The organism is Dickeya chrysanthemi NCPPB 402 (genome assembly GCF_000406105.1).
Lineage (GTDB): Bacteria > Pseudomonadota > Gammaproteobacteria > Enterobacterales > Enterobacteriaceae > Dickeya > Dickeya chrysanthemi.
On sequence record NZ_CM001974.1, the window covers coordinates 2,691,818 to 2,715,100 of the forward strand.

Sequence of the window (23,283 nt, forward strand, 5' to 3'; positions counted from 1 at the left end):
AAAGCGGATAGCACCAGTATCCGCTTTGATACTTTCATCGGGTATTACTTTCATCTGGTTATTGGGGGTTATTCGTCCTCATCACCACCTTTGCGGCTACTCAGTCCGTACTCCCGTAATTTGTTGGCGATGGCGGTGTGAGACACGCCGAGCCGTTTAGCCAACTTGCGGGTACTGGGGTAAGTCTGGTAAAGGCGGGTAAGTACCGAGCGCTCAAACCGCTTGCTGATATCGTCGAGGGAACCTTCCAGTAAATCGTCATTGTGGGCAATTTCCGGCTGGAAAGCCGGTAAATCGATATCACGCAGACGCAATTCATCACCTTCCAGTTGCGCCAACGCCCGATAAATGGTGTTTTTCAATTGACGCACATTGCCCGGCCAACCGTATTGAGGCAACAGGTTACGCACCTCCTGCGCGATACGGGGGTGTGCGATTCCTTGTTCATCAGCAAATCGGGCAACAAACAGCTCGACTAACGGCATCACATCCGCCGGGCTCTCGCGCAGCGGCGGCAGTTGCAGCGTCAGTACATTCAGGCGGTAATAAAGGTCTTCCCGAAACAGCCCGCGTTGCACCAGGTCCAGCATGTTTTTCTGCGTGGCGCAGAAAATACGCACGTCCACGTGCACCTCATGCTCTTCTCCTACCCGGCGGAACGTACCATCGTTAAGGAAACGCAGCAGTTTCGTTTGCATCTGCGGCGACATTTCGCCGACTTCATCTAACAGTACCGAACCGCCGTTGGCCTGCTCAAAAAAGCCTTTTTTCCCTTCCAGCGCATTGGGGTAAGCACCCGGCGCATGACCGTAAAGCTCGCTTTCCATGACGTCATCCGGCAAGGCGGCGCAGTTGAGCGCCAGAAACGGTTTTTTCCCGCGGCGGCTGCGCAAATGGCAGGCACGGGCCAGCATATCTTTCCCTGTACCGGTTTCCCCTATCAGCAATAACGGCGCATCCAGCATTGCCAGCTTACGCGCCTGCTCCACAACCTGACGCATGCGCGGGCCAACCGCCACGATATGGTCGAATTCACGTTCGTCGTTGACCGGCGTATCCTGCAGTTGGCGGCCCATTCGCGCCGCCGATTTCAACGTCACCAGCGCGCCGGCGACCATGGATTTACCTTTGTCGTCCTCCAGATGCACCGGGGTCACTTCCTGCAGAAAATCCTGGCCGCGAATCACGACTCGGGTCATCTCCGGCTGGCCGCCCTGCTCTTGCCAGCGGGCAAAATGGTAGTCAGTTAATAGCTGGCCGACGTTAAGGGTACGGGCTTTTTCCTGCGTCAGTTCAAACAGGCTGAGCGCAGCGGCGTTAACCAACTCGACTTTACCTTTAAGATCAAACGACAGCACAGGCTCGGGCATGGATTCCAGCAGCGCATTCAGCGCCCGGTGTTCCCGCTCGGACGGCATGAATGCCACGGTGCGCACATCGCTGACGCCGGAGATACGACGAATCTCCGTCATCAACTCACGGAAGGCGTCAAAACCGAGCGTGGTGAAATTGAGATAGATCCGACCGGCGGGATCGATTTCGATACCGCGCAGGTCAATCTGTCGCAGTACCAGCAGATCGAGCAGCTCACGAGTCAGACCAATTCGGTCTTCACAAAATACTTCCAGACGCATCAATAAAACCTTCTTCATCAGGTGCGACAGGGACGAGAACTGCATCATACCCTTTCACCGCAACCGGATGAAGTAGGGTGTCAGCAAAAGTTGACACCCCGGCAACCGAATAGCGGATTACTTGGCCTTTTCCTCTTCAGGAAACGGCGTAGTCAGCATGGAAACCATGATGCGAATGCCTTCGATATAGTTACCGATACGCATATTTTCGTCACTGCCGTACGCGTTGTTATCCGCATTGACCAGCGATACCACGGCAAACGCATTTTTCAGCGCCGCCAGCGCGCCGTTGATCGGCGGCGATACCCCCAACATACGGTTTTTCTCCGGCTCACCTTTACCCGGCGCTTTCACACCGTCTATCGCCCATTTCGCCAACGGCGACGCCATCTGCGTACGTACGGCGAATGAACTGCCTGATGACGTCATCAGGCTCACCGAGATCAACCGGGCGTTATGATTACGCTCCTGCAACGACGGCGAGTCGGACCGGATCACATAGAATCCTTTGGCGACGACATATTTTTTCAGCAGGTCGTACAGATAATCCGGCGACGTTTCAGGCACCGTTCGAATATTGATACTGGCGGTCGCCGTCGAAGGAATGGCATATATCGCTTTACGCCCGGTATCGCCGGCACGCAGGCCGATAACATCCAGCGACGGGTATTGCACCGCTTCCACCGGGTTGGGGGCCATTTTTTTCCAGTTGGGTAACCCCGTAACGGCTTTCGATGGTCCCCGCCGGCGGTGCCAGCAACGCCAGTTGCTTACGCTCATCGTCCGTCAGTTTGACCCGGTCATAGAAACCAGACAAGGTGACCCGGCCATCAGCATCTTTGAGGCCGGCCAGCAACGCGGCCAGTTGTTGCACCGGATTGATAATCACATTACCGAACGCCCCGCTGTGGGCGGCCGGGTCGGGGCCAAACACCGTCATATCGACCTGTATCGACCCACGATAACCAAAGGTGATCACCGGTTTGTTGTTGGTATTCACCGCGCCGTTGAAAATAACGACGCCGTCGTTTTTGAGCCGGACCGCATTCTGGTTGACCACCGCCGTCAAATGCGGCGAACCGCGCTCAGCTTCCGAATCAAGCAACACCTTGATGTTTACCGTCGGCGCAACTCGAGCGCTTTTAATCGCATCCACCGCTGTCAGAAGCACCGAGATCACCCCTTTACCGTCCGACGCGGACCGACCAAATACGCGCCATTCCGGGTCCAACCCCGGTTGCATCAGCCGATCATTGGGCTGCGGCATCCAGATTCCGCGCGCATCCTTGATTTTCAGCGTCGGTTTCCACGGGTCGCTCGTCCAGTCGGACGCCGTGACCGATTGCCCGTCGAAGTGCATCAAAAACAATACCGTCGGACGGTTAGGTTGCATCGGCCCCAGTTCGGCGTACAGCATCGGGTGAGCGCCGTTCGCCAATTGTTGAGTGGAAAACCCTCGCTTTTGGAACGCCTTATCCAGCCAATTAAGATTGCGCTGAATATCCGCGGCGATATCGGTGTCGTTACTGAGCGTCAGGCCCTCAAGATATTCAGGAAAGCTGGCCTTAGCGAAGCCTTGCGCGTCAGCCGGCGTCATAATCCACTGCTGTGCCTGAACGGAGGCCGCCATCGTCAGCGCGCCGAGCACGCCGGCCACCAGGAGTTTTTTGCCACGAGACATTAGTCAGTATCCTTCCAGCCAGAGGAAAAAAGCACATTTATCTTATGGTTATCGGCAACATCACCCATCGCCTGAGCGACTTACCCACCAGTTTTACCCTGCCTGTCTACCTCAGGTCATGCGCGATTGCATCGCACCCACCACCTGACGTATGGCAAGTATATACCCCAAATAATTCGAGTTGCAGGAAGGCGGCAAGAGAGTGAATCCCGATGAGCTTACTCAGGTAAGTGATTCGGGTGAACGACAAATCGGCATACGCCGATTTGAACGCTGCTTGCAGCGGCCCGAAGGGCGAGGCCCATTGATGGGCCGAGTCACGCAGCCAACGCACCAGCAACTTGAAGTATGACGGGTATAGATAAACATGCTTAACGACAACACAATGCGGGCTATATCAAAACCCGGTTGTTTTTCGGCTGTATTTTTCATTATCGATAGCGATTCACCGGAACAATCAGATATTTTCCAGCCGAACGCCGCGAGTTCGCGGGCCGAATACCCCGACCGTCACGATAACGGTTAACATGCTGATGATGATAAACGCCAGCACGCCGCTGGTATCATAGTTCTGCAGAATCAGGCCGATGACGATACTGCTGAGCGCGGTGGACAGACGGCTGAAGGAATAACAAAAGCCGACGCCGCGAGCGCGTACTGCGGTGGGAAACACCTCGGTTTGGTAAGCATGATAGCTGATGGTTAGCCAGGCATTGGCGTAGCTAATCAGGAAACCGCAAATAATCAGCCACAGCGGGTGCGTCTGAAAAGCGAACAACGTACCGAACACCACCGTCATCAGAGACGACAACACGATCTGCCATTTGTTTTCGAGTTTGCCGGCATACCAACTGCATAATAGCGATCCGAGTGGATAGGCAAGCGTAATAAAAAAGGCGTACAGCAGGCTGTGGGTCACGCTGGCGCCCCGCCCCGCCAGCAACGCAGGCAGCCAGTTGCCGAAGCCGAAAAATCCGATAGCCTGAAAGATATTCATCACGACCAGCATCAGAGTACGCCGCTGATAACGCGCCGACCAGATATCGCGAAAGCGTCCGCGTAACGGCGGCGTGATCGCCGACTGAGGCGCCAGCGGCTTACCCGGCGGAACGCCGCAACGGTACTCCATCGCTGTCATCACCTGTTCGGCTTCCCGGTAACGCCCGCGCGACGCCAGCCAACGTGCGGACTCCATCAGATTCCGCCGCAACAACCACACCACCAGCGAACACAGCGCACCGATGATCACCACATAACGCCAGCCAGATACCCCCCAGAGGGTTTGCGGCACCAGCCACCACGACATCAACGCCACCGTCGGCACCGACAAAAACTGTATAAAAAACGCCAGAGCAAACGCCCGGTTGCGCAGGTGGGTCGGCATCCATTCGGACAGGTAGGTATCGATGGTCACCAGCTCCACGCCCAGGCCGATGCCCACCAAAAAGCGACAGAGGATCACCCATTCCACCTGGGTCTGGAACGCCATCAACAGCGAAAATACGCCGTACCATACCATCGCAAACATAAACGCCGCGCGGCGCCCGAGTCTGTCCGCCTGCGGCGCCAACAGACTGGCACCGATAAACAGGCCGAAAAAGGTCGCGGAAGCGAAGGTCGCCTGATCAGATACGCCCAGCAACCCCTCCTTTCCGGTATGAAAAATCTTCTCGCTAATCAGGCCGGTACTGATGTAGGCGGTCTGAAACAGATCGTAGAGTTCAAAAAAACCACCCAGAGACAACAGGATGATGAACCGCCACAGCCCCCAGGACGAGGGTAAAGCATCGATGCGCGTCGCCAGCAAATGGAGCGGAAGAGGATGATTGACGGCATAAACCGTCGGCGCATTGCGCGCAGTAAACCTTGAATCCATGGATTGCCCCTGATTGATGATAGGTTGTCAGTGATGACATCCTGGCAAACCATAGCGACAATAATTATCATTTGTTATTGTATAATAATGAAACTATTTTCAAGATATTAAAATATAACCGAGCGGTAACACCTCGTTTTGCCGCTTTACGAAGATAATCGACAGGTTATCGCCATCCAGCGCGTGATAGCGCTCGACAGGTGATACCGCTGGTTACATAACGCACAACCTGTGGAGAGGCTTTCATGTTGCGTCTTTCATGCCGCCAGCCCGATACGACTCCCCGGACGATGCGGTGTTGCGTATTCGGCCTATCAGCTCACGCCGGAAATCCCCCAGTCGGGGTTTATCGTCCAGCCAGGGCAGCGGACGGCACAGCTCCATGGCGCGGATCCCCAGTCTCGCGGTCAGCAGGCCGGCACCCAGCCCCTGCGCGGCACGCGCCGACAGACGCGCGGCGAGGTCCTGCGACATCCAATCCATACCGATCTCCCGCACCAGTTCGCTGGCGCCGGCAAACGCCACGTTCAACAACACCAGCCGGAACAGGCGAATTCGGCTGAAGTAACCCAGTTCGATGCCGTACAACCGGGCGATACGGTTGACCAGCCGCAGGTTACGCCAGGCGATAAAAGCCATATCCGCCAGCGCCAGCGGGCTGACGGCGATCATCAGCGCCGATTCGGCGGCGGAGCGGCTAATTTCGCGGCGCGCCTGCGCATCCAGCGTCGGTTGCACCAGGTGTGCGTAGAGCGCCATGATCTCCCGGTCGTTATGGGTATCATGCAGCGACGCCTGCCAGCGCAGCAGCGCCGGATGCCCGGTCTCCAGCCCGGCCTGACGCGCCAGTTGTTCGCAAAAAGCACGGGCGCGCCCGGTGCCGTGACTGGCGAGTAACTCCCGGGCATGGTCGCGGGTTTCCGCACGCTGGCGTAGCCGATACAACCGCCGCCATTCAACTGCCAGCGATCCTACCCCGGCCCCAATAATCAGGATGCCGGCCGCCACGCCGCCGAGCGCAATCCAGTCCTGGCTGCTCCACGCCTGATACAGCGAACGCCCACCTTGCGCCAGCGCACTGATGCCGAATAACGCCACGCCGGCGCCCAGCATCCGTCGCCACAGGCTGCTCCGAGGCCGCAGCGCGTCGCTGACCCGTTGCCCGGCGGTTTCATCCTCGAGCGAGTCAGCATCGACCGCCGCGGCCGTCGGCACAAAACGCTGTGCGTTGTCGTCAAACGCGACGGCCGGACGCAACGGCGCGGCAACCGGTTCGTCCGGTGCCTGCTCAAAAGTGATTCGGGGTTTCAGCGGTTCGTTCATCGCAATTTGTCTCCCAGTAAAAACTCCATCACCGCATCCATACGGATATGCGGTAGCGGCGTATCCATTTGCATTTCCGGCGGGCGAAACGGTTCAAAATGGAATCCCTGTTCACGCCAGAACGACGGGTCCGGCAAACGTGACGGCACATCGCCGGGATACAGGGTGACAGGCTCGCCGTCGGCCAACCGATGGCCGCGCAAGGCAGGCAGCGATTGCCCCTGATGCGATACCACGCCGCTCTGCGTCGCCTGTACCGCGGCAATGCCGGCACAATCGATCGCAATGCCTTCAAACGCCACATTGCGCCAGGCTTCCTGCACCAACTGCTGCAACAGCGATACCAGATTGGCGTGTTGGTCGGCGGTGATGTGGTCAGACTGGCTGGCGGCAAACATCAACCGGTCGATACACGGCGAAAACAACCGGCGCAGCAAAGTGCGTTTGCCGTAATGAAAACTCTGCATCAGTTGGGTCAACGCCAGCCGCATATCGTTGAACGACTGTACGCCGTGGTTGAGCGGTTGCAGGCAATCCACCAGTACGATTTGCCGGTCAAAGCGCACGAAATGCTGGCGATAAAACTCTCGCACCACATGCCGGCAGTAATAATCGAATCGCTGACGCAGCATGCCGATCAGGGTGTGATCGCCGGCCTGAATCAGTGCGGCATCCAGCCGCTCATCGGGTTGCGGCCAGGGAAAGAACTGTAATACCGGCGCGCCGGCCAGATCGCCCGGCAACACAAAACGCCCCGGCTGAATGAAATGCAACCCTTCCTGCTTACAGCGCAGCAGGTAGTCGGTATAGGCCTGGGCGATCGCCGCCAGTTGGTTTTCATCGGCCGGCGCCAGCGGGTCCAGCTTTTCGCATAGCGCCAGCCAGGGTTGCGCCCAACGTAACCGATCGCCCTGCAACAGGGCGGCCATCTGTCGTGACCAGTCGGCGTAACTTTGCTCCAGCAGCGGCAAATCCAGCAGCCATTCGCCGGGATAATCGACGATTTCCAGATACAGCGTAGCGGTATCGCGGAAGTGGCGCAGCAGGCTATCGCGGGAACGGTAACGCAATGCCAGCCGGATTTCGCTCACGCCACGCGTCGGCGTCGGCCAGGCGGGCGGCACACCGTACAGCGACGCCATACCGTCGTCATAGGCAAACCGGGGAATATCCAAATCACGCTGCGGGATGCGGCGCGCGCCCAACAGGCGGTTTTCGCGCGCGACGGAAAACAGCGGCAACCGCGCACCATGCTGCACATTCAGCAATTGATTCACGAATGAGGTAATAAACGCCGTTTTACCGCTACGGCTCAGACCGGTAACGGCCAATCTTAGATGACGATCGGCGCTACGATTCACCAACGCGCCGAATTCACTCTGTAACCGGTTGAAATGATGGGAATAAGCCATGGCACTCCTGTTCATTCTCCTGCCATCGTCTTAACCAGACGATAACGGCATGATGGCGCGGCGCTGACAAAAAACAACAGGCGGGATTCACTGCCGGCGCAGGATCCCGCCCAGAGCGTCATGCCGACCCGGCGGCCGGCAAGGTGATTACAGCTGGCGAAACTTATTGCGCACGCCGTAGGTGTCCGATGTGATATAGCGTTCAATGTGTCGCAACCGTTGTTCGCTGTCGCTTAATATCGCGTCGGCGTGATCCAACAAGGCGTGTGAAGATACCTCGGCGTTAGCCGTCTGATACGCCTCCGGCGGGGCCGGGTCCATCACAAAACAGAGGACAATATAGGCGATGACGGTAATCAGGAACAGGCCGAAAAAAATCGACAGCACCGCGATCAGGCGCACCAGTTTCACCGGCACATCGAAATAGCGTGCCAACCCGGCACATACGCCTTTGATCATGCCCTCTTCCGGCAAACGATAGAGTTTTCGTTCAAAACGGGTGTTCATCAGGATTGCCTCCAGTTGGGATGCTCGGCATCCAGAATCTGTTCCAGCGCCTCAATTCGCTCGCGCATACGCTGTGCGTCTTCCGTTAAGCGCGCCAGCCGCTGCTGTTCAGCCTGATCCCAGAGCGGTGCGCGGCGGCGCTGGCTGTAGTGCAGCCACAACCACAGCGGTGCGACAAACAGCAGAAATACCGTCAGCGGAATCATTGTCAGTACCAGAGCACCCATTTTTTCTCCTTCATTATTATAGCGATGCGATAAGGCTGCCGCGGCAACGGCAGCCGATGGCGGTTATTCCGCCGGTTTTACTTTGGCCTTCAGCGCCGCCAGTTGCGCATCGATCTCATCGCTGGTTTTCAGCTCGGCAAACTGCTGTTCCAGCGATTTTTGTTTACCCAGCCCCACGCTTTCCGCTTCCGACTCCAGGGTATCGATGCGACGCTCAAACTGTTCAAAACGGGCCATCGCTTCATCCAGTTTACCGCTGTCGAGCTGGCGGCGAATATCGCGGGATGAACTGGCCGCCTGGTGGCGCAGCGTCAGCGCCTGCTGGCGAGCACGGGTTTCGGTCAGTTTGTTCTCCAACTCGCCGATTTCCCGCTTCAGGCGCACCAGCGTCTCTTCCATCGTGGTGCTTTCCTGCTCCAGCACCGCCACCAGTTCCGTCAGTTTCTGTTTTTCCACCAGCGCGGCTCGCGCCAGATCCTCGCGTTCACGCCGCAACGCCAGCTCGGCTTTTTCCTGCCACTCCAGTTGCTGGCTGCGAGCCTGCTCGATACGACGCACCAACTGTTTCTTTTCAGCCAGCGCCCGGGCGGAAGTGGAACGCACTTCAACCAGTGTATCTTCCATTTCCTGAATCATCAGCCGCACCAGTTTCTGCGGATCTTCAGCTTTATCCAGCAAAGCATTGATATTGGCGTTCACGATGTCGGCAAAACGGGAAAAAATACCCATACTCTACTCCTCAGTGATTTCCGGCGTCTGCGACGCCCGGTTCGTTATCTCCATCAGCCGTTGCCTGATGACGTCTTGTCATAATCAAATACCGTGCCAATTTCGACATTAAAAATAATATATTGATAAATAACAGTTTATTCATTTTGATATACAGTATACGCTATCTTTGATATGGTCAAATTGACTAATAAGTAGTGAAAAATACAAGGTGATGTCATGGCGCATGAGCAGGAATCACTACTGGGCGAAGCCAACAGCTTTCTGGAAGTGCTGGAACAGGTCTCACAGTTGGCGCAGCTCAGCAAACCGGTACTGGTGATTGGCGAGCGGGGAACCGGCAAAGAGTTGATCGCCAGCCGTCTGCATTATCTGTCTCCCCGCTGGCAGGGGCCGTTTATTTCGCTTAACTGTGCGGCGCTGAACGAAAATCTGCTGGATTCCGAGCTGTTCGGCCACGAGGCCGGGGCGTTTACCGGTGCCCAGAAGCGCCATCTGGGGCGTTTTGAGCGTGCCGACGGCGGTACCCTGTTTCTGGACGAACTGGCTACCGCGCCGATGCTGGTGCAGGAAAAGCTGTTGCGGGTGATCGAATACGGCGTGCTGGAGCGCGTGGGCGGCGGACAGTCGCTGCAGGTGGATGTCCGGCTGGTGTGCGCCACCAACGAAGACCTGCCGGCGCTGGCGGCACAGGGAAAATTCCGCGCCGACCTGCTTGACCGGCTGGCCTTTGATGTGGTGCACCTGCCGCCGCTGCGCCAGCGCCAGCAAGACATCATGCTGCTGGCGCAGCACTTCGCGGTACAGATGTGCCGGGAACTGGGGTTGCCGCTCTTTTCCGGTTTCAGCCCGCAGGCGGAACGAACCCTGCTGGATTACCGCTGGCCGGGCAATATCCGCGAGCTGAAAAACGTGGTGGAGCGTTCGCTGTATCGTCACGGCACCACCCCTGACCCGGTCGATCACATTATTCTGAATCCGTTTAAACCACTGGCGCCGACGCATACCCACGCCGCTCAGTCACCCTCCGGCGCTGTACCCACCCTGCCGCTGAACTTGCGCGACTGGCAACACCGTCAGGAACGGCAACTGGTAGAACAGGCGCTCGCTCAGGCACAGTTCAACCAACGTAAAGCCGCCGGATTGCTGGCGCTCACCTACCATCAGTTTCGCGGCCTGTTAAAAAAACACGAGATTGGCGCCAATGAGTAACCCGGTGAAATCTGCGGCGGCCGGCGGCATCGCCAGGGTTCTGATGTGCAAATACATATCAACCCTTGCCGATAACCGCATCACTTTGTAGAAAAAACCGGCAGATAAGCGTAAGAAATTGGGCGGAATGGCAGAGTGCGGTACACTCTGTGTATTGCCGATTGTCTGAAAAAAAACCGTATGTCCGGAAAACACCTTCTGATACTGGCGCTGGCCTGGCTGACGCAGCCCGTTATGGCACAGATGCCGACCGTCCCCGCGGCGCCGGCGCAAACTATCCGCCAGAGCGGTTTTGTCTATTGCGTCAATGATGTGCTCAGCACCTTTAACCCACAAATGTCGCGCAGCGGGTTGATGGTGGACACGCTGGCCGCGCAGCTTTATGACCGCTTGCTGGGCGTCGATCCCTACACTTACCGCTTGATGCCGGAACTGGCGCAACACTGGGATGTCAGCGATAACGGCTCGACCTATCGCTTTACCCTGCGTCGCGATGTGCCGTTCCAGCAAACCGCCTGGTTTACCCCCAGCCGGATGCTGAACGCCGACGACGTGCTGTTCAGTTTCCAGCGGATGCTGGACAAAAAGCACCCGTTCCACGACATCAACGGCGGCGAATACCCCTATTTCGATAGCCTGCAGTTGGCCGACAACGTGCAGAGCATTCGCAAGCTGGGCGATTACAGCATCGAGATCCGTCTGAACAGCCCGGATGCGTCGTTCCTGTGGCATCTGGCGACCCACTATGCGCCCATCCTGTCGGCGGAATACGCCCAGCAATTGACCCGGCAAGATCGTCGTGAACTGCTTGACCGTCAACCGGTAGGCACCGGCCCTTATCGACTGGAGCAATACCGTTACGGCCAGTATGTGCGCCTGAAACGCAACGACGATTACTGGCGCGGTCGGCCACGTATGGAACAGGTGGTGGTGGACCTCGGCTCCGGCGGCACCGGCCGACTGTCCAAGCTGTTGACCGGCGAATGTGATGTGCTGGCCTACCCGGCCGCCAGCCAACTGAGCATTCTGCGTAATGACCCGCGCCTGCGTTTGTCGCTGCGTCCGGGGATGAACGTCGCCTATCTGGCGTTTAACGTGCGCAAACCGCCGTTGGATGATGCTCGCGTGCGTCACGCCGTTGCGCTGGCGATCAACAATGATCGCCTGATGCAGTCGATTTACTACGGCACCGCGGAAACCGCCGCGTCGATTTTGCCGCGCGCGTCCTGGGCTTACGACAATGAGGCGCAGGTTACCGAGTACAACCCGGAAAAAGCGCGTCAGTTGCTCAAAGAGCTGGGCATTACCCATCTACAGTTACAGTTGTGGGTGCCGAGCGCTTCGCAATCCTATAACCCCAGCCCGGTAAAGACCGCCGAATTGATTCAGGCCGATTTGGCTCAGGTGGGTATCCAGGTCACCATCGTGCCGGTAGAAGGCCGCTTTCAGGAAGCACGCCTGATGGAAATGAACCACGACCTGACGCTGGCCGGCTGGGCGACCGACAGTAACGACCCGGACAGCGTATTCCGGCCGCTGCTGAGTTGCGCCGCTATTCGCTCCCAGACCAACTATGCTCATTGGTGCGATCCCGGTTTCGATCAGGTGCTGCAGGATGCACTCTCTTCCCAGCAGCTCTCGCGGCGTATGGAATACTATCGGGTCGCGCACCATATTCTGGCCGAACAGTTGCCGGTTCTGCCGCTGGCCTCGTCATTGCGGATGCAGGCGTATCGCTACGATATTAAAGGTCTGGTACTTAGCCCGTTCGGGAATGCCTCCTTCGCCGGCGTCTACCGTGATGAAGGCAATCAAGAAAAACCGAATGACCACGCCGTTGACCCATCTTCCAGCACGCCGATTCAGGGAGAGCAACCGTGATTATCTTTACGCTTCGCCGTTTGTTGTTGTTGCTGGTCACGTTGTTTCTGCTCTCGTTGATCGGTTTTAGCCTGCTGTATTACACCCCACACGCGCCGCTCAATGGTGCGGCGCTGCTCGATGCCTATCGCTTTTATTTCGGCAGCCTGCTGCAGGGCGATTTCGGCGTCTCCAGCACCAATGGGCAGCCAATCAGCGAACAGCTGCGGGAAGTGCTGCCCGCCACCGTCGAGCTCTGTCTGCTGGCGTTTTCGTTGTCGTTGCTGGTGGGTATCCCGCTTGGCATCACCACCGGCGTACTGCAACACAAAGCCGCCGACCGGATTATCAGCGCGCTGGCGCTGCTGGGCTTCTCATTGCCGGTGTTCTGGCTGGCATTGCTGATGACCTTATTCTTCTCGCTGCACCTGGGGTGGCTGCCGGTTTCCGGGCGTTTCGACTTGCTTTACCCGGTGCCGCCGGTGACCGGTTTCGCGCTGATCGACGCCTGGCTCGCTCATTCCCCCTATCGGGAGGAGATGATCGCCAGCGCCATACAACACATGATTCTGCCGGTGCTGGTGCTGTCGGTCGGGCCGACGACCGAAGTTGTCCGCCTGATGCGTATCAGTACCACCGACGTCGGCACCCAGAATTACATCAAAGCGGCGATTATCCGTGGTTTGCCGCGAGCTACCGTGATTCGTCGTCATCTGCTGCATAACGCGCTGCCGCCGATCATTCCGCAACTGGGGTTGCAATTCTCCACCATGCTGACGCTGGAGATGATCACCGAAGTGGTGTTTAACTGGCCGGGGATCGGCCGCTGGCTGGTCAATGCCATCCGTCAGCAGGATTTTGCGGCGATATCCGCCGGGGTGATGGTGGTCGGCGCGCTGGTGATCACCATCAACGTGCTGTCCGATATCTGGGGCGCCATGGCAAACCCGCTGAAACATAAGGAATGGTATGCACTCCGATAATATTTACGGCGAGAAAGCGCTCCCCAGCCGCTGGCGCGATGCCTGGAATGTGTTCCGCCAGGATCGGATGGCGATGATCGGTTTTTACGGTTTTCTATTGCTACTGGGATTGTGCCTGTTCGGCAACACGCTGGCGCCCTACGCGTTGGATCAACAGTTCCTCGGTTACCAGTTGCTGCCGCCCTCCTGGTCTCGCTATGGCGAAGTGTCGTTTTTTCTCGGCACCGACGATTTGGGCCGCGACCTGTTAAGCCGTTTGCTGAGCGGAGCCGCACCGACGTTTGGCTCCGCGTTGCTGGTCACGTTGGCGGCCACGCTGGTCGGCATTTTGATCGGCATGTTGGCCGGGGTAACCCACGGCCTGCGTTCCGCCGTACTCAACCATATTCTCGACCCGCTGCTGTCGATTCCTTCGTTGCTGCTGGCGATGGTGGTGATCGCCTTTATCGGCCCGCAATTAACACACGCCATGCTGGCGGTATGGATGGCGTTGCTGCCGCGTATGGTGCGTACTATCTATTCCGCGGTACATGACGAGCTGGAAAAAGAGTACGTGACCGCCGCCCGGCTCGACGGCGCCTCGACACGCTATCTGCTTTGGTATGCGGTAGTACCCAACATCCTGCCAGTGCTGGTCAGTGAAGTCACCCGCGCGTTCTCCATCGCCATTTTGGATATCGCCGCGCTCGGCTTTCTGAATCTGGGCGCCCAGCTACCCACCACCGAGTGGGGCGTATTACTGGGCAATTCGCTGGAACTGGTTTACGCCGCCCCCTGGACGGTGATGTTGCCCGGTACTGCGATCACCCTCAGCGTACTGATCGTCAATCTGCTGGGGGATGGCATTCGCCGCGCCCTGCTTGCTCAAACCGAATAGTGACGGAACAACACCATGGCATTACTGGAAATTCGTAATCTGACCATTGAATTCCTCACGCCGGACGGCCCGGTGAAAGCAGTGGATCGTGTCAGCATCAACCTCAACGAAGGCGAAATTCGCGGGCTGGTGGGTGAGTCAGGTTCCGGCAAGAGCCTGATCGCCAAAGCCATTTGCGGCATCAATAAAGAAAACTGGCGCATCACCGCCGACCGTTTTCGCTTCGATGACGTGGACATGCTGCAACTCACGCCGCCTCAGCGCCGTAAACTGGTGCGGCACAACATGTCGATGATCTTTCAGGAACCGCAGTCCTGTCTCGATCCGTCCGCACGCGTCGGCCGTCAGTTGATTCAATCCATCCCCGGCTGGACCTACAAAGGCCGTTGGTGGCAACGCTTCAACTGGCGCAAACGGCGCGCCATCGAATTGCTGCACCGCGTCGGCATCAAGGACCATAAAGATGTCATGCGCAGTTTCCCCTACGAATTGACCGAGGGAGAGTGCCAGAAAGTGATGATCGCCATCGCGCTCGCCAATCAGCCCCGATTGCTGATTGCCGATGAGCCGACCAACGCGATGGAAGCCACCACGCAGGCGCAAATCTTCCGCCTGCTCTCCCGGCTCAATCAGAACAACAACACCACCATTTTGCTGATCAGCCACGATTTGCAGACCATGAGCAAATGGGCGGACCGCATCAACGTGTTGTATTGCGGCCAGACGGTGGAAAGCGCCGTCAGCGATGAATTGATCAGCGCGCCGCACCATCCTTATACCCAGGCGCTGATCCGCGCCATGCCGGATTTCGGCTGCTCGTTGCCGCATAAAAGCCGCCTTAACACGCTGCCGGGGGCGATTCCGTCGCTGGCGCACCTGCCGGTAGGGTGTCGGCTTGGTCCCCGTTGCCCTTATTCACAGAAACAGTGCATGACGGCACCGCCGCTGATCCCGGTAAGAAACCATTGGTATGCCTGTCACTTCCCGCTCAACATGGAGGAATCCTGATGGTGGAAACCCTGCTGGAAGCCCGTAATCTCACCAAGACGTTTCGCTACCGTACCGGCTGGTTCCGCCGTCAGCACGTCGAAGCGGTGAAATCAGTGAGTTTTACGTTGCGGGAGCGACAAACGCTGGCAATCATCGGCGAAAACGGCTCCGGGAAATCCACGCTGGCCAAGATGCTGAGCGGCGTGATTCCCCCGACCTCCGGCGAACTGGTGATCGACGACCACCCCTTGCAGTATGGCGATTATCACTACCGCAGCCAGCGGATACGCATGATCTTTCAGGATTCGGCGACATCGCTCAATCCACGTCAGCGTATTGGCCAATTGCTGGAACTGCCGCTGCGTCTCAATACCGACCTGACGCCGCAGGAGCGGGAAAAAGCCATTAATCTGGCGTTGCGTCAGGTCGGCTTACGCGCCGATCACGCCACCTATTACCCGCACGCTCTGGCACCGGGACAAAAACAGCGTATCGGCCTGGCCCGGGCGTTAATTCTGCAACCTAAAGTGATCGTGGCGGATGAAGTGCTGGCGTCGCTGGATATGTCGGTGCGCTCGCAGATCATCAACCTGATGCTGGAACTACAGGAAAAACACGGTATTTCGTATATTTACGTCACCCAGCATCTCGGCATGATGAAACATATCAGCGATCAGATTCTGGTGATGCAGGCCGGCGAAGTGGTCGAACGCGGCAGTACCGCCGATGTGCTGGCGGCACCGTTGCATGATCTGACCAAACGGCTGATTGCCAGTCACTTCGGCGAAGCGCTGAGCGCCGATGCCTGGCGCACAGACAGTCACCGCACGTGAAAGCCGCGCCATATCTGACCCGGCGAGGAAAAACGCAGGGGCTCAAGCCCCCTGCGTCTAGTGGTTGGAGTACCCCTTTGGGCACCATACATGCTAGAATCGCCCGGTTTATTCACACCGATCATGGTAAATAATTATTTTTATTGACGATGATCGCAGCAACAATGATCACAAGGATACTGCCATGGGTTTTCTTAACGGTAAGCGCATTCTGGTAACGGGCGTTGCCAGCAACCGCTCCATTGCATACGGTATCGCCCAGGCGATGCATCGTGAAGGTGCAGAACTGGCGTTCACCTATCAGAACGACAAGCTGAAACCGCGTGTGGACGAGTTTGCCAAAGAGTTCGGATCGAGCATCGTGTTACCCTGTGATGTGGCAGAAGATGCCAGCATTGAGGCACTGTTCACCGAGCTGGCGAAAGTATGGCCGAAATTTGACGGCTTCGTGCACTCCATCGCTTATGCGCCGGGTGACCAGTTAGACGGCGACTACGTGAACGCCGTCACCCGCGAAGGTTTCGCCATTGCGCACGATATCAGCGCCTACAGCTTTGTAGCGATGGCGAAAGCCTGCCGTAGCATGCTGAACCCGAATTCCGCGCTGATGACGCTGTCCTACCTGGGTGCTGAGCGCGCCATTCCGAACTACAACGTCATGGGCCTGGCTAAAGCCTCGCTGGAAGCCAACGTTCGTTACATGGCGAATGCGATGGGCCGTGACGGCGTGCGCGTTAACGCGGTGTCTGCCGGTCCGATCCGCACACTGGCTGCCTCCGGCATCAAGAACTTCAAAAAGATGCTGTCTCACTGCGAAGCGGTTACGCCGATCCGCCGTGTGGTCACCATTGAAGACGTGGGCAATGCCGCCGCCTTCATGTGTTCCGACCTGGCTGCCGGTATCTCCGGTGAAGTTCTGCACGTTGACGGCGGTTTCAACATCGCTGCCATGAACGAGCTGGAACTGGGCGAATAATATCGTCATCTGTACCGGGCTCGCGGCCCGGTACAGGACTGTTTCCCCGTAAGCTCACCTCTTCCGTTCCCCTGCCATCGCTTGTCATCACCACCTTTTCCGCTAACACGACTCGCGTCAATACCGTGATCGTCAACGCGACGCCATTTTCGTGTTCGGCCAAAACCCCGCTACCAATCATCCGCGGATGCTGCACAGCCTGCGTCATGCGGCCGATCGCGGCGCGCATATCGTGCCTAACGGTGCTGAGAGAATCATGGCAAAAAGCGAGCGAGAGCAAGCGCATCGCCATCGTATTACTGAAAAAAGCCTTGAAGGCGAGATGAGCAGAGACAAACGAGGACAATGGATGGCGTTTGCCATTACCATGGCAATTCTGGTAATCACGACTTTTTTTGCCTGGAAGGGCGAAATGGTATTTGCCGGTACGTTAATCACACTTGATTTAATCGGACTCGCTTGCGCGTTTATTATCGGAAGATATCGCCGTTCCAACAATAACGAGTAACCCACCAGCATTCTCCAGGATTCAGTTCAAACATGCCTGCCTTATGCAGGCTATTCATGTGCAGCAACGCTTGCCGCCAGCGGCCGATTCGCGTAAAACTGTCTGCCGCTAAAGCCACTATTAACCGCAATTCTGGACGCTATGTTTCAAGACAACCCGCTGCTTGCGCAGCTTAAACAGCAACTCCACTCTCAGACGCCACGAGCGGAAGGCATCGTCAAAGCCACCGACAAAGGATTCGGTTTTCTTGAAGCCGACGCGCAGAAGAGCTATTTCATCCCGCCGCCGTACATGAAGAAAGTGATGCACGGCGACCGTATTATCGCCACGCTGCACACCGAAAAAGAGCGCGAAATCGCCGAACCGGAATCACTGGTGGAACCATTCCTGACCCGGTTTGTCGGCCGGGTCCAGAAAAAAGACGACCGTCTGTCCATCGTGCCCGATCATCCGTTGTTGAAAGAGGCGATTCCCTGCCGCCCGGCGCGTGGCGTCGAACAGGATTTCAAAGAAGGCGACTGGGCGGTAGCAGAAATGCGCCGTCATCCGCTGAAAGGCGACCGCGGTTTCTTTGCCGATCTGACCCAGTACATCACCAACGGCGACGACCCGCTGGCTCCCTGGTGGGTCACGCTGTCGCGTCATAATCTGGAACGTGAAGCGCCGAATGCCGATGCCGCCGAACTCGATGACGGCACGCTGGTACGCGAAGACCTGACCGGGCTGGACTTTGTCACCATCGACAGCGCCAGCACCGAAGATATGGACGATGCCTTGTACGTGCAGGACAACGGCGACGGTACGCTGGAAATGACGGTGGCCATCGCCGACCCGACCGCTTACGTACCTGCCGACAGCGAGCTGGACGCCATTGCCCGCCAACGCGCCTTCACCAACTACTTGCCCGGTTTCAATATTCCGATGCTGCCGCGCCACTTGTCGGACGATATCTGTTCGCTGCGCGCGAATGAGCGTCGCCCGGTGTTGGCTTGCCGTATGACCATCGCCGCCGACGGCGCACTGAGCCAGATTCGGTTCTTTGCCGCCTGGATCGAGTCTCGCGCCAAGCTGGTGTACGACGAGGTCTCCGACTGGCTGGAGCAACAAGGCAACTGGCAGCCGGCAAGCGAAAATATCGCCGTTCAGATCCGTCTGCTGCATCGCGTCTGCCAGGCCCGCAGTGCGTGGCGCACCGCACATGCGCTGGTGTTCCGCGACCGTCCGGATTATCGCTTCCTGTTGGGCGAAAAAGGCGAAGTATTGGATATCGTTACCGAACCACGCCGCATCGCCAACCGCATCGTGGAAGAAGCGATGATCGCCGCCAACATCTGCGCGGCACAGGTGCTGCGCGACACACTCGGCTTCGGTATTTACAACGTCCACAACGGTTTCGACCCGGTCAGCATTGACCAGGCGGTCGCGGTACTGGAAAGCAATGGTATTCAGGCCGATGCTCAGCAACTACTGACGCTGGACGGCTTCTGCATTCTGCGCCGTGAACTGGACGCACAGCCGACCCAATTCCTCGACAGCCGCATTCGCCGCTTCCAGACGTTTGCGGAAATCAGCACCGTGCCGGGCCCGCATTTCGGTCTCGGTTTGGAGGCTTATGCCACCTGGACTTCGCCGATCCGTAAATACGGCGATATGGTTAACCATCGGTTGCTGAAAGCTGTCATCACCCAAAGCGCGGCGGAAAAACCGCAGGACGAGGTGACGCTGCAACTGGCCGAGCGCCGTCGCCTCAATCGCATGGCGGAACGCGACGTCAGCGACTGGTTGTACGCCCGTTTCCTGAAAGACAAAGCCGGCACCGATGCCCGCTTTACCGGTGAGATTATGGACGTTAATCGCGGCGGTCTGCGTGTACGTTTGCTGGAAAACGGCGCCACCGCCTTTATTCCGGCCTCGTTTATCCACGCGGTGCGCGACGAGCTGGTGTGCAGTCAGGACACCGGCATCGTCACGGTGAAAGGCGAACCGGTTTACCGGCAGAGCGATACTCTGACGGTCATGTTGACCGAGGTACGGCTCGAAACCCGCAGCATCATCGCCAAACCGGCGGCCTGACGCGAACCGGTATAACGCCATCCATTCGGGTGGCGTTTTTTTATCGCCGGATCGACTGTCGCCCCTTTCCCTACACGATATTGCGACATAACGGAGAGGTGAACATGAAAAGAATCACACTGGGCAACAGCACTCTGTCAGTCCCGAACATTGCGCTGGGCTGTATGCGGCTGGCGGGCAAGACGCAGCAGGAAGCGGTCACCTTGCTGCAGACGGCGCTCGACGCCGGCATAGATTTCTTCGATCATGCCGATATCTACGGCGGCGGGCGTTCTGAAGAGATGTTTGCGGCGGCGGTGCGTCAGGCGGGCATCCCCCGCGACCAACTGCTGATTCAAAGCAAATGCGGTATCCGCCCCGGCTTTTTCGACTTCTCCCGACAACACATTATTGCGGCGGTTGAAGGCAGCCTGAAACGCCTGAATACCGACTACCTCGACACCCTGCTGCTACACCGCCCGGATACACTGTGCGAGCCGGATGAAGTCGCCGCCGCGTTCGACGAACTGGAAGCCAGCGGCAAGGTCCGCCATTTTGGCGTCAGTAATCAGGCACCGTTACAGGTTGAATTACTGAAAACCGCCGTGCGCCAGCCGCTGATCGCCAATCAGTTGCAGCTCAGCATCATGCACACGCCGATGATCGACGCGGGTCTCAACGTCAACATGACCCACGCGCCATCACTGCACCACGATGGTATGGTGCTGGAATACAGCCGCTTGCAGGGCATGACGATTCAGGCGTGGTCGCCCTTCCAGTACGGTTTTTTTGACGGCGTATTTGTAGATAACGACAAATTCCCGCAACTGAATGCCACGCTGAGCCATATCGCCGGCCAGTACGGCGTCTCGACTACCGCGCTGGCGGTAGCCTGGATTTTGCGCCACCCGGCCAGTATGCAGGTGGTTGTCGGCAGTATGGACCCACAGCGCCTGCAAGATATCGCCACGGCGTCTGAACTGCGTATCAGCCGCGAAGAGTGGTACGAAATCTACCGCGCCGCCGGTAATAAATTGCCCTGATATCCCTTCACATTCCCTTGCCCGGCGTCCGCCGGGCCGTTTTTCGCCACCGGTGACAACACACCTTCCCGCAAGCCGATGCATCACCACGGTCGTCATTGTCGTGTTGCCGTATGCCGGCCGCTCTCGCTCTCCCCGCCGTGACGGCAAACAAAAAACTTTATTCATGACAAAATATATTCTTGCTCACATTTTTCTCTTGTCATAACCACGCCGATTAATCACTGCACTATGGTTATTTATTGATATCACAATATTTATTGATATCCCGACGTCGATGAGGCTCGGTATTTATGATGTCTCGCGTTATCCGTTTCGCCGCAAGGCGACGCCTTGACAGGCCGTCAGACATTGCCGACGGCCAGGCATAACCACCAGTCAGGAGTCTGTGAGATGAAAACAATCAAAAACATGTCGATATGGATAGCCGTTGCTATCGCGGGCGCGATAGCGTTCGCCATGCTGGCGCTGAGTCAGGGGGAGCATGTCAGCGCCGTCTGGCTGGTCATCGCCGCGGTCGCGAGTTACAGCATCGCCTACCGTTTCTACAGCTTGTTTATTGCGCGTCGGGTGTTTGAACTGGATGACCGTCGCCTGACGCCCGCCGAGCGCCACAACGATGGGCTGGATTACGTTCCAACGAATAAGTGGGTGTTGTTCGGTCACCACTTTGCCGCCATTGCCGGTGCAGGCCCGCTGGTGGGGCCGATTCTGGCGGCACAAATGGGTTTTCTGCCGGGAACATTGTGGATACTGATTGGCGTAATGCTGGCCGGTGCGGTACAGGATTTTCTGGTGCTGTTTATCTCCACCCGGCGTGATGGCCGCTCCCTGGGCGAAATGGCGCGACAGGAATTAGGGTCGTTCGCCGGCGTGGTCACCATGCTGGGCGCACTGGGGGTGATGATCATTATTCTGTCGGCGTTGGCGCTGGTGGTGGTCAAAGCATTGACCAACAGCCCGTGGGGGATGTTTACCATTGCGGCCACCATCCCGATTGCGCTGTTTATGGGCGTTTATATGCGTTTTCTGCGGCCGGGTAAAATTGCCGAAGTATCGCTGATCGGTTTTGTGCTGATGATGATGGCGATTATCTACGGTGGCGACATCGCCGCACATCCGTACTGGGGGCCGTTTTTTACGCTGAAAGGCACAACGCTGACCTGGGTGCTGGTGATTTACGGCTTTGTCGCCTCGGTGCTGCCGGTCTGGCTATTGCTGGCACCGCGCGATTACCTGTCCACGTTTCTGAAGATCGGCGTGATCGTCGGGCTGGCGATCGGCATCCTGTTTGCCATGCCGGAACTGAAAATGCCCGCCGTCTCGCGCTTTATCGACGGTAGCGGGCCGGTGTTCTCCGGCAGCCTGTTCCCGTTCCTGTTCATCACCATCGCCTGCGGCGCTATCTCCGGCTTCCATGCCTTGGTCTCCAGCGGTACTACGCCCAAACTGGTTGAGCGCGAAAGCCACATCCGGTTTATCGGTTACGGCGCCATGTTGATGGAATCGTTCGTGGCCATCATGGCGCTGATTTGTGCGTCGGTGATCGACCCTGGGGTGTATTTCGCCATGAACGCGCCCGCCGCGCTGATCGGCACCACGGTAGAAAACGCCGCGCAGGTGATCAGTAGTTGGGGGTTCGTCATCACACCATCCGATCTGACCAACATCGCCAAAGATGTGGGTGAATCCTCGATTCTGTCTCGTGCCGGCGGCGCGCCGACCTTCGCCGTCGGCATGGCGCATATCATCACCGATATTTTTAATAGCCGGGCCATGATGGCATTCTGGTATCACTTTGCCATCCTGTTTGAAGCGCTGTTTATTCTGACCGCCGTCGATGCCGGTACTCGCGCCTGTCGGTTTATGGTGCAGGACCTGGCCGGGTTAGTGGTACCGAACATGGGCAAAAGCCACTCCTGGCTGGGGAATATGGCCGGCACCACCGTGGCGGTGGCCGGTTGGGGATTCTTTGTCTATCAGGGCGTGATTGACCCGCTCGGCGGGATCAACACGTTGTGGCCGCTGTTCGGCATCGGTAACCAGATGCTGGCGTCGATGGCGCTAATCCTCGGCACGGTGGTGTTGTTCAAGATGAAAAAACAGCGCTACGCGTGGGTGACGATACTTCCTACCGCCTGGCTGTTCATCACCTCGATGACCGCCGGCTGGCAGAAAATTTTTCACGAAAAACCCAGCATTGGTTTTCTGGCGCAGGCCAAACGTTTCTCGGCCGGCATTGAATCCGGCACGTTGATCGCCCCGGCCAAAAACATGCAGGATATGACGACGATTGTCTTTAGCAACCAAATCAACGCCATGCTGTGCGGTTTCTTTATGTTGGTTGCGGTCACGATGCTGGTCGCCGCGTTCTTCGCCATCCGCCGGGCGCTGCACAGCGACAAACCCACGACGAATGAAACCACGGCGGCATGGCGGCAGGAGACGCATAACGGCTGACGTCCATCCATAAGCAACCGGATGATATACAAGGCGAACACCCTTCTCGCGTGGATCACGCCTCCCTGATGTCGGGAGGCGTGAACGGCGTGGTGTGATT

Annotated in this window: 18 protein-coding genes and 1 pseudogene; 11 read left to right on the top strand and 8 right to left on the bottom strand. The window is 57.5% G+C overall.

Translation table 11 applies throughout. The annotated features are described in order from the left end of the window. Nucleotides 1-68: 68 nt before the first annotated feature. The 8 genes and pseudogenes from tyrR to pspA all read right to left on the bottom strand — a co-directional run bounded on the left by tyrR (nt 69) and on the right by pspA (nt 9,389). Nucleotides 69-1,634: a transcriptional regulator TyrR gene (gene tyrR, locus DCH402_RS12055; RefSeq protein ID WP_040003560.1), complete on the bottom strand. Its 1,566-nt coding sequence runs from the start codon at nt 1,632-1,634 to the stop codon at nt 69-71. A 117-nt stretch (nt 1,635-1,751) separates the two neighbouring features. Further along, a pseudogene (locus DCH402_RS12060) lies at nt 1,752-3,315 on the bottom strand (M20/M25/M40 family metallo-hydrolase). A 457-nt stretch (nt 3,316-3,772) separates the two neighbouring features. After that, nucleotides 3,773-5,191, bottom strand: a complete 1,419-nt coding sequence (locus tag DCH402_RS12065) for an MFS transporter (protein WP_040001294.1) — start codon at nt 5,189-5,191, stop codon at nt 3,773-3,775. Nucleotides 5,192-5,434: 243 nt separating this feature from the next. Beyond that, nucleotides 5,435-6,514: a TIGR01620 family protein gene (locus DCH402_RS12070; protein WP_040001295.1), complete on the bottom strand. Its 1,080-nt coding sequence runs from the start codon at nt 6,512-6,514 to the stop codon at nt 5,435-5,437. After that, entirely contained in the window at nt 6,511-7,926 is a 1,416-nt protein-coding gene (locus DCH402_RS12075; RefSeq protein WP_040001296.1) for a YcjX family GTP-binding protein, read from the bottom strand. Before DCH402_RS12075 ends, DCH402_RS12070 begins: the two co-directional genes overlap by 4 nt. 147 nt (nt 7,927-8,073) lie before the next feature. Further along, nucleotides 8,074-8,433: an envelope stress response membrane protein PspC gene (pspC, locus tag DCH402_RS12080; protein WP_027711813.1), complete on the bottom strand. Its 360-nt coding sequence runs from the start codon at nt 8,431-8,433 to the stop codon at nt 8,074-8,076. Beyond that, a complete protein-coding gene (gene pspB, locus DCH402_RS12085; protein ID WP_012769477.1) occupies nt 8,433-8,660 on the bottom strand; it encodes an envelope stress response membrane protein PspB in 228 nt (75 codons plus the stop codon). Before pspB ends, pspC begins: the two co-directional genes overlap by 1 nt. Nucleotides 8,661-8,723: 63 nt before the next feature. Continuing rightward, nucleotides 8,724-9,389 (bottom strand): phage shock protein PspA, encoded by a 666-nt coding sequence (gene pspA / locus DCH402_RS12090; RefSeq protein ID WP_040001297.1) that lies wholly within the window; start codon nt 9,387-9,389, stop codon nt 8,724-8,726. 219 nt (nt 9,390-9,608) lie between these two features. On the opposite strand from pspA, the gene pspF reads away from it, so the two are divergent. From pspF to DCH402_RS12145, 11 genes are all read left to right on the top strand, one after another. After that, a complete protein-coding gene (gene pspF, locus DCH402_RS12095) occupies nt 9,609-10,601 on the top strand; it encodes a phage shock protein operon transcriptional activator (protein ID WP_040001298.1) in 993 nt (330 codons plus the stop codon). 180 nt (nt 10,602-10,781) lie between these two features. After that, on the top strand, nt 10,782-12,482 hold the full coding sequence (gene sapA / locus DCH402_RS12100; protein ID WP_040003561.1) for an ABC transporter substrate-binding protein SapA: 1,701 nt from the start codon (nt 10,782-10,784) through the stop codon (nt 12,480-12,482). Further along, complete coding sequence (sapB, locus tag DCH402_RS12105; protein ID WP_027711808.1) at nt 12,479-13,444, top strand: putrescine export ABC transporter permease SapB; 966 nt, start codon at nt 12,479-12,481, stop codon at nt 13,442-13,444. The genes sapA and sapB overlap by 4 nt, the downstream gene beginning before the upstream one ends. Further along, complete coding sequence (gene sapC, locus DCH402_RS12110) at nt 13,431-14,321, top strand: putrescine export ABC transporter permease SapC (protein WP_040001299.1); 891 nt, start codon at nt 13,431-13,433, stop codon at nt 14,319-14,321. Before sapB ends, sapC begins: the two co-directional genes overlap by 14 nt. A gap of 15 nt (nt 14,322-14,336) precedes the next feature. Beyond that, complete coding sequence (gene sapD / locus DCH402_RS12115; protein ID WP_040001301.1) at nt 14,337-15,329, top strand: putrescine export ABC transporter ATP-binding protein SapD; 993 nt, start codon at nt 14,337-14,339, stop codon at nt 15,327-15,329. Further along, complete coding sequence (gene sapF / locus DCH402_RS12120; protein WP_040001302.1) at nt 15,329-16,144, top strand: putrescine export ABC transporter ATP-binding protein SapF; 816 nt, start codon at nt 15,329-15,331, stop codon at nt 16,142-16,144. Before sapD ends, sapF begins: the two co-directional genes overlap by 1 nt. A gap of 184 nt (nt 16,145-16,328) precedes the next feature. Beyond that, on the top strand, nt 16,329-17,120 hold the full coding sequence (gene fabI / locus DCH402_RS12125; protein WP_040001303.1) for an enoyl-ACP reductase FabI: 792 nt from the start codon (nt 16,329-16,331) through the stop codon (nt 17,118-17,120). Between the two features lie 232 nt (nt 17,121-17,352). Continuing rightward, nucleotides 17,353-17,628 carry a DUF2335 domain-containing protein gene (locus DCH402_RS12130; protein ID WP_411431457.1) on the top strand — a complete coding sequence of 92 codons (276 nt, stop codon included), beginning with the start codon at nt 17,353-17,355 and terminating at the stop codon, nt 17,626-17,628. Nucleotides 17,629-17,769: 141 nt separating this feature from the next. Next, complete coding sequence (locus DCH402_RS12135) at nt 17,770-19,701, top strand: exoribonuclease II (protein WP_040001304.1); 1,932 nt, start codon at nt 17,770-17,772, stop codon at nt 19,699-19,701. 104 nt (nt 19,702-19,805) lie between these two features. Continuing rightward, nucleotides 19,806-20,723 (top strand): aldo/keto reductase, encoded by a 918-nt coding sequence (locus DCH402_RS12140; RefSeq protein WP_040001306.1) that lies wholly within the window; start codon nt 19,806-19,808, stop codon nt 20,721-20,723. 393 nt (nt 20,724-21,116) lie between these two features. Continuing rightward, nucleotides 21,117-23,183: a carbon starvation CstA family protein gene (locus DCH402_RS12145; protein WP_040001308.1), complete on the top strand. Its 2,067-nt coding sequence runs from the start codon at nt 21,117-21,119 to the stop codon at nt 23,181-23,183. Nucleotides 23,184-23,283: the final 100 nt, after the last annotated feature.